The sequence below is a fragment of the Arsukibacterium sp. genome (genome assembly GCF_018402695.1).
Classification (GTDB): Bacteria; Pseudomonadota; Gammaproteobacteria; order Enterobacterales; family Alteromonadaceae; genus Alishewanella.
In genome coordinates, this window is sequence record NZ_JAGYIM010000002.1 from 1 (window position 1) to 6,417 (window position 6,417).

General features: G+C 50.0%; 7 protein-coding genes. 4 read left to right on the top strand and 3 right to left on the bottom strand.

Going from position 1 to position 6,417, the window contains the following annotated elements:
* On the top strand, positions 1 to 400 hold a 400-nt coding region (locus tag KG631_RS00015), incomplete at its 5' end, for a pantoate--beta-alanine ligase (protein ID WP_213994623.1).
* A gap of 25 nt (positions 401 to 425) precedes the next feature.
* Entirely contained in the window at positions 426 to 1,247 is an 822-nt protein-coding gene (locus tag KG631_RS00020; protein WP_213994624.1) for a DUF72 domain-containing protein, read from the top strand.
* 150 nt (positions 1,248 to 1,397) lie between these two features.
* On the opposite strand, the gene KG631_RS00025 is transcribed toward KG631_RS00020, so the two are convergent.
* Both KG631_RS00025 and KG631_RS00030 read right to left on the bottom strand, forming a co-directional pair.
* A complete protein-coding gene (locus tag KG631_RS00025; RefSeq protein WP_213994625.1) occupies positions 1,398 to 1,727 on the bottom strand; it encodes a hypothetical protein in 330 nt (109 codons plus the stop codon).
* A gap of 251 nt (positions 1,728 to 1,978) precedes the next feature.
* Entirely contained in the window at positions 1,979 to 3,133 is a 1,155-nt protein-coding gene (locus KG631_RS00030; protein ID WP_213994626.1) for a GGDEF domain-containing protein, read from the bottom strand.
* 217 nt (positions 3,134 to 3,350) lie between these two features.
* Here KG631_RS00030 and KG631_RS00035 point away from each other — a divergent pair, with 217 nt between their 5' ends.
* Both KG631_RS00035 and KG631_RS00040 read left to right on the top strand, forming a co-directional pair.
* Positions 3,351 to 4,331 (top strand): catalase family peroxidase, encoded by a 981-nt coding sequence (locus KG631_RS00035; protein ID WP_213994627.1) that lies wholly within the window; start codon positions 3,351 to 3,353, stop codon positions 4,329 to 4,331.
* Complete coding sequence (locus tag KG631_RS00040) at positions 4,324 to 4,848, top strand: cytochrome b (RefSeq protein WP_213994628.1); 525 nt, start codon at positions 4,324 to 4,326, stop codon at positions 4,846 to 4,848. Before KG631_RS00035 ends, KG631_RS00040 begins: the two co-directional genes overlap by 8 nt.
* Before the next feature lie 10 nt (positions 4,849 to 4,858).
* Here the strand turns inward: KG631_RS00040 and KG631_RS00045 are convergent.
* Positions 4,859 to 6,417, bottom strand: a 1,559-nt coding sequence (locus tag KG631_RS00045; protein WP_213994629.1) for an SLC13 family permease, incomplete at its 5' end; no start/stop codon positions are given.

A 6,417-nucleotide genomic window follows, 5' to 3' on the forward strand; every position in this document is an offset into this window, starting at 1 on the left:
CGGTAAAAAAGACTTTCAGCAACTGGCGATTATCCGCCAGATGGTGATCGACTTATCCTTGCCGATTGAGATTATTGGCGTGGCCACTGAGCGCGCAAATGACGGCCTGGCACTTAGCTCCCGCAATGGTTATTTAACGCCGGCAGAGCGGGCTAAGGCCCCTGCGCTGTATCAGATATTACAGCAACTTAAAGCCAGCATTATCGCCGGCAACCATAATTACCGGGCATTGGAGCAACAAGCCAAGACACAGCTTACAGCAGCGGGTTTTGTGCCGGATTACGTTAATATCAGCAATCAGCACAGTCTGACGCTCGCTGTTGACGCAACCGAGCCAAAAGTCATTCTGGCCGCAGCTAAACTTGGCAGCACCCGGCTGATTGATAACCTGGAACTGTAACCCTTTGCTGTATGTTGGTTGTCCGATGTGGGCTAACAGCCGCTGGAAAGGCAGCTTATTTGCTGATGATCTGAGCAACAATGAGTTTCTGGCCGGTTACAGCCAGTATTTTAACAGCGTGGAGGGCAATACCAGCTTTTATGCTGACCCGTCCGACAGCCAATTGGCGCGTTGGGCCACGCAGTTGCCAGCGCATTTCCGCTTTGTATTTAAAATCCCCCGTCGTTTTAGTCATCAGTTAACGGAGCTCGACCACAGCGCCCTGTTAGCATGGTGGCAACATTTTGCCCCGGTCCACCCTTTTATTGGTTTAGTTCACTTACAACTACCTGCAGCAGTGGGCCCGGCCATGCTGGGGCAATTAACCACTGTGCTTGAGCTATTAAGTAGTAAGGTGCCATTAGCAGTAGAGGTACGCCATCCGGCGTTTTTTGATAAGGCTGAGCACGAACTGGCCTTAAACCGCCTGTTGCAGCAACACGGTGCCGAGCGGGTGGTGTTAGATAGCCGAGCGCTATTTTCAGTAACGGCCAGCAGCCCGGCGCTATTGGATGCCCAGGCGAAAAAGCCACGCTTACCGGTGCATGCTATTTGCCTGAGTGACCGGCCGATGCTGCGCTTTATCGGCACCGATGATATGGAGCTTAACCGGCAATTCTATACCCCCTGGCTAGCGAAAATTAACAACTGGCTGCGAGAGGGGAAAACGCCGTACTGTTTTTTCCACACCCCGGACAATACCCTCGCTCCTCAGCTGTGCCGCCAGTTTGCCGCCGATTTACAGCAACCCCACCTAGTACTCTCGCCCTGGCCAGGCGAGCAGCAAGCACAGCTGGGTTTATGGTAAGTAGTCTGCAGTTATCATGGTATATAGGCCAGCTATCATATTTTATGGATAATAGTGTTCGTATCGTTTCTTTGAAGTAATAACACCATCAAGTAATCAATATGGCCAATACTTGTCAAATGCCACATTATGGCTGTTGCTTGAGCAGCATCACTCCATTGACAAACCAAGAACAATAAGAAATACCGTTCCTAACACTATGAGTGCAGAAAACGTTGTACCAAGGATGCCAAGGATTTTTTTGCGGTTTTTCTGAACAAGTGAACCAATACCCAAGCCAAATGCAACTACTGACGTCCCTAAAAAAGCAAGGACACACAGGCCTACTATTATCGCATCTGCAGAGTTTTCATCAATGCCACCAGGTGTAGACACTTCCATAATGCCAGCGATTACAATAAGCACAAATATCAGGATCCCAGAGGCAATACTTGTGATAAATGACGCGATACCAAGCCCGGAATGTTTTAATTCTTCCACTTTAACTCCTTTTTTTATATATGCTGTTTTAACGGCGCTGATATCTAAAATCAGCTTTCTCTTGATAAACAATTAAGACAAGTGGCAGCAAGAACAGTCTTAAAAGTTCAATCAGTTGGCAGATTCTTGTACCCGAATGTAATTCAAGATTTTCATTATGTATATACATTTGTTATTTACGAAGGAACAAACATGACCACAGCAAGAGTGCTGACTCACAAAAATTTGAAGGATTAATCAAATACCAGATGTTAAACTGTATTAAGCTTACCCAGTGTTACGGTGTTTCTACCGGCCTGTTTACTGGCGTACAAGGCTTCATCAGCGATTTTAAAGGCAGCAGTATGCTTGTGCTGTGCCGGAACCACATGGACCATGCCAATGCTGATAGTCAGCTCAACTTTGGCATCGTCAATGTACTGTAATTGCGCTGCGACTTGCTGACAGAGCCGCTCACTGATCCTCAACGCCGTTTGCTCGTCTATATCAATTAACAACGCCGCATATTCCTCGCCACCTATCCTGCCAATAATATCGTTGCTGCGCAGTTGTTTTGACAGCAGCTTCGCTACCAAAGCAATAGCCCGGTCACCCACCGCATGGCCAAAGGTGTCGTTTACGCCTTTAAAGAAATCGATATCAATCATCATTAGCACCGCAGGGATCGATGGATGTTGCTGCCAGTACCGCTCAATCTGATTAAAAAAGTGCTCCCGATTCGCCAGCCGGGTTAAGCCATCACGTTGCGATCTAAGGGTAAGTTTACGCTCCAGTTTCAAAAAGCTTAGCCATGGCAATAGCAAGGCGGTAAATGTGGTTAACAAAATGTGGCTAAGCAGGGTGTAAATAGAGGTTTCTGGTAAGCCATGCATATTGAGCTGCTGCCAGTTAAACATTATTAACGCGGCTTGCCCGAACATCACCAATGCATGCACTATAAAAACTATTTGCAGGGTTCGGCTAAAGGACGGTTCGGTGATAACGGACCTTTGCAGTAAAAGGGCACACAGGCAAAATGTAATACCAATGGCCAGCGCCACTGCCACACTTATCAGGCCTGGTTGCTGATAGCTTGCCAGCAACACCAGTAAGGTAAAGGCCAGAGCAGCGAATGCCTGACGCCTGCGGCGTTTGGTGTACCGAAAGCGTGAAAACTGCACCAGCCCCGCCAGCACATATAGCGGTGCCAGCAGCAACAGGCTGTCAGCAATAAAAAAGGTTAATACCTCAGGGAAGGGGTAGTAGCGCAACACCACTAAACCTGAACCCAACACAAAACAGACACAGGAAAACGACCACAGTTTAAAACAGCGGTCTTTTGGCTTACGACGATAAAGCAGATACAAATAAACACCAACAATAAAATTTATTGCCAGCGCGACCATAATTACTGTGGGTAAATGCATGAATTCCTCAAGCCAGATCCTGCGGTATAAGCTAACGCAAAATTGTAGTTAAAGGTACAACTTTGCACACTTATCAGGTCGTTGATGTGAAACCCGACCAGACATCACCTGGCCGAAGCACTGAAAGATATTATGCAATCTCCCGGTCTTTGAACCGTATGCTGCTAAAACGCATATAATTTTAGTCAAGGATAAATCAGCCAATGAGTATTTTAATATGAGAACATTATATCTGGCGCTATTGCTGGCCCCCGCAGTTAGCTTTGGTGCCGACGCCCCGCCCAAGGTCTCAGCACAGCAGTTCGTCAATTTGCAACAGGGCAACAGCGCTTTTCCCGGGTTCCGCCGGGCTCACGCTAAAGGTATTTGCATCAGTGGTGAGTTTCGGGTCAATGGTCAGTTGGCAGACTATTCACAAGCCAGCCTTTTTAAAGCCGGCAGCACACCTTTTATTGGCCGGTTATCTATTGCTGGTAATAACCCGACTGCGCCCGATCTGAAAGCGCCGGTTCGCAGTATGGCGTTAAGTTTTGCCAGCAGCCGCACCGAGCAATGGCGCTTGGCCATGAATACGCCGCCGGTAATGGCAGTGGCCGATCCACACACCTTTTACCAGCAAATCCAGGCTATTCAGGCTGGCCCGGCAGCAATAAAACAATTTTTTGCCGACCATCCTGAGAGTGATGAATTCCGGGCTTGGGCAGCCCAGTATCAGCCATCGGGCAGTTTTGCTGCTGAAACCTATCACAGCATTAATGCCTTTTATTTAGTTAACACTGACGGCAAGCAACAAGCTGTGCGCTGGGCTATGCGACCTACTGTTGCGGTGCCAGCAACGGAGTCAGATCGCGATAATGCGTTGCAACAGGAAATAGCCGCCAGGATAGCAGCCGGAGAGGTGGTATTTGACTGGGTATTTACGCTGGCGGATCCTTCAGATGATGAAACGAATCCAACCAAAGCATGGCCTGACAACCGCCAGCAAATTACGGCAGGTCAGCTGGTGCTTACCGGCACAACTCCTCAGCTGGAAGGTGACTGCCATGCCATTAATTTTGACCCTCTGGTATTACCTGTCGGTGTTAAAGCAACCGCCGATCCCATTCTTCGTGCGCGCTCTGCAGCCTATGCAGAGTCATACCGGCGCCGGGCAAAAGAACAATTACAAGGTGCGTTAGAGGGCAGCAATAATGAGTAATTCAGATCGCTTTTCACTGTCTATGCGTTTGTTTCACTGGGGGATGGCAGCGTTAGTGTTATCCATGGTGGCCGCAGGCCTACTGATGGTAACTTCACTGCAGCCCTGGCAGTTAACTCTGTTAAACATCCATAAAGCATTTGGGGTTATGGCTATTTTACTGGTAACGGCAAGGCTGATAAACCGTCTGCGCCATGAGCCGCCCGCATTACCGCATGAATTGGCTGACTGGCAAAAAACTGTGGCTAAAGCATCTCATTGGTTACTATATATCTTATTGTTTGCCATGCCAGTGTCCGGTTATCTGATGCAATATTTTGCTGGCAGGCCAGTCGACGTGTTTGGCTGGTTCAGGCTGCCGGCCGCGCTGCAGGTTGATATTCATTATTACGCACTATTTCGCGAATTACATGGCTGGCTGGCCGTTGTCCTGATTGGCCTGATAGCACTGCATATTGGCGCAGCCCTGCACCATCATTTTATTCGAAAAGATGATGTGCTAAAGAGCATGCTGTAAGGTGCTGGCACTAACCACCAGTAAGCGGCCAGAATAGTGGCAACAGCGCCATGGTAATCACAAATAACAACAGGCTTAGCGGCCCGCCTACTTTTAAATAATCGACAAAGCGATAACCGCCCGGACCCATCACCAGCGTGTTGGCAGCATGGGATACCGGGCTGGCCAGACTGGTGGCGGCAACAGCGACCACCATCATCGCGCTTTGGCCACTTACCCCGAGCGCATTACTTAACATCAAACCAATGGGTGCCATTATCAGCACCAGTGCCACAACGGGTATTACCAAAGTACCGAGCGCGGTGACCAGATATAAGCCTGCCAGCACGGCCAGCGGGCCGTATTGGCCTAAACCGGCCAGTACGCCATCAGCCAGCCAGGCCGCAGCACCGGAATGTTGCATGGCCAGCCCCAGCGGCAACATGCCAGCAATCAGAAAGATAGAACGCCAGTCAATGGCGGCGTAGGCTTGCTCCATACTCAGACAACGACTTGCCACCATTAAGGTAGCAGCCAGAATTGCCGCCAGGTAAATAGGTAACACCCCGGTGACACTCAGCAACACCATTAAGCCCATTAATCCAGCGGCCAGCGGCGCCTTGCTGGCATTGACCGGTTTCACCTGCACCGGATTCATTACAATTAAGTGTTCACTATTGGTCAGCTGGGCCAGACGGGAACGCGGGCCGACAATCAGTAAGGCGTCGCCCGGCTGCAACAACATGCTGCCAAGCGCTGTGCGATACGAACGGCCTTCGCGCCAAATGGCTGCTACCTCCACCTTGTAGCGCTTGTCCAGTTGCAGAGCGTTAACGCTTTGGCCAATGTATTTACTACGGGGGTGCAAGGTGGCCTCTACCAGCTCCAGCTTACCTTTTGCCAGCAAGTCCAGATACGGCGACATATCGTCCAGTCGTTCCAACTCTTTAAAACCGCGCAGGATATCCAGGTCTTCCTCCCGGCCCTGAATTAACAGTAAGTCGCCGGCTTCCAGTTTGTCATCAGAGTGAAACTGCTGAATAATTTCGCCGTGACGGAATAAGCCCAGTAAGCGAAAATCAAAGGCATCCCCCAGCCGGTTGTCAGCGAAAGTGCTGTCTACCAGTGGACTGTCTGCCGGCAAACCTAAAACGAACAGTCGTTCTTCCAGCTTGTACTGACGTTTAACATCATCAGCACTGAGCAGCTGTACGGCACTGAATGCGTCCTGCTTTTGCATCGCCTCCAGCGCAGCCCGGCTGCCCTGCACCAGAATTTTATCCCCTCCTGCCAGTGATAAATCGGCCAGCCGGGTGCGCAAGGTCTGGCCCGGCCGTTTCACTGCCAGCACATTTAACTGATAATTTTCGCGAAAGCGGTGATGTTCCAGTATTTCATCCGCCAGTGGACCATCAGCGGCAACTTCCAGCTCTGCCAGACCGCTGGCTGCCAGCAACTTTTCGTGCAACATCGGTGCTTCGCGCTCGATAGTGAGTGAGTTCCAGCTGCGCAGCCGTTCAAAGCGGTTAAATTTACCCTGGGCCAGCACAATATCGCCAGCCTTCAGTACTGTCTGGCGTGATGGCAGGG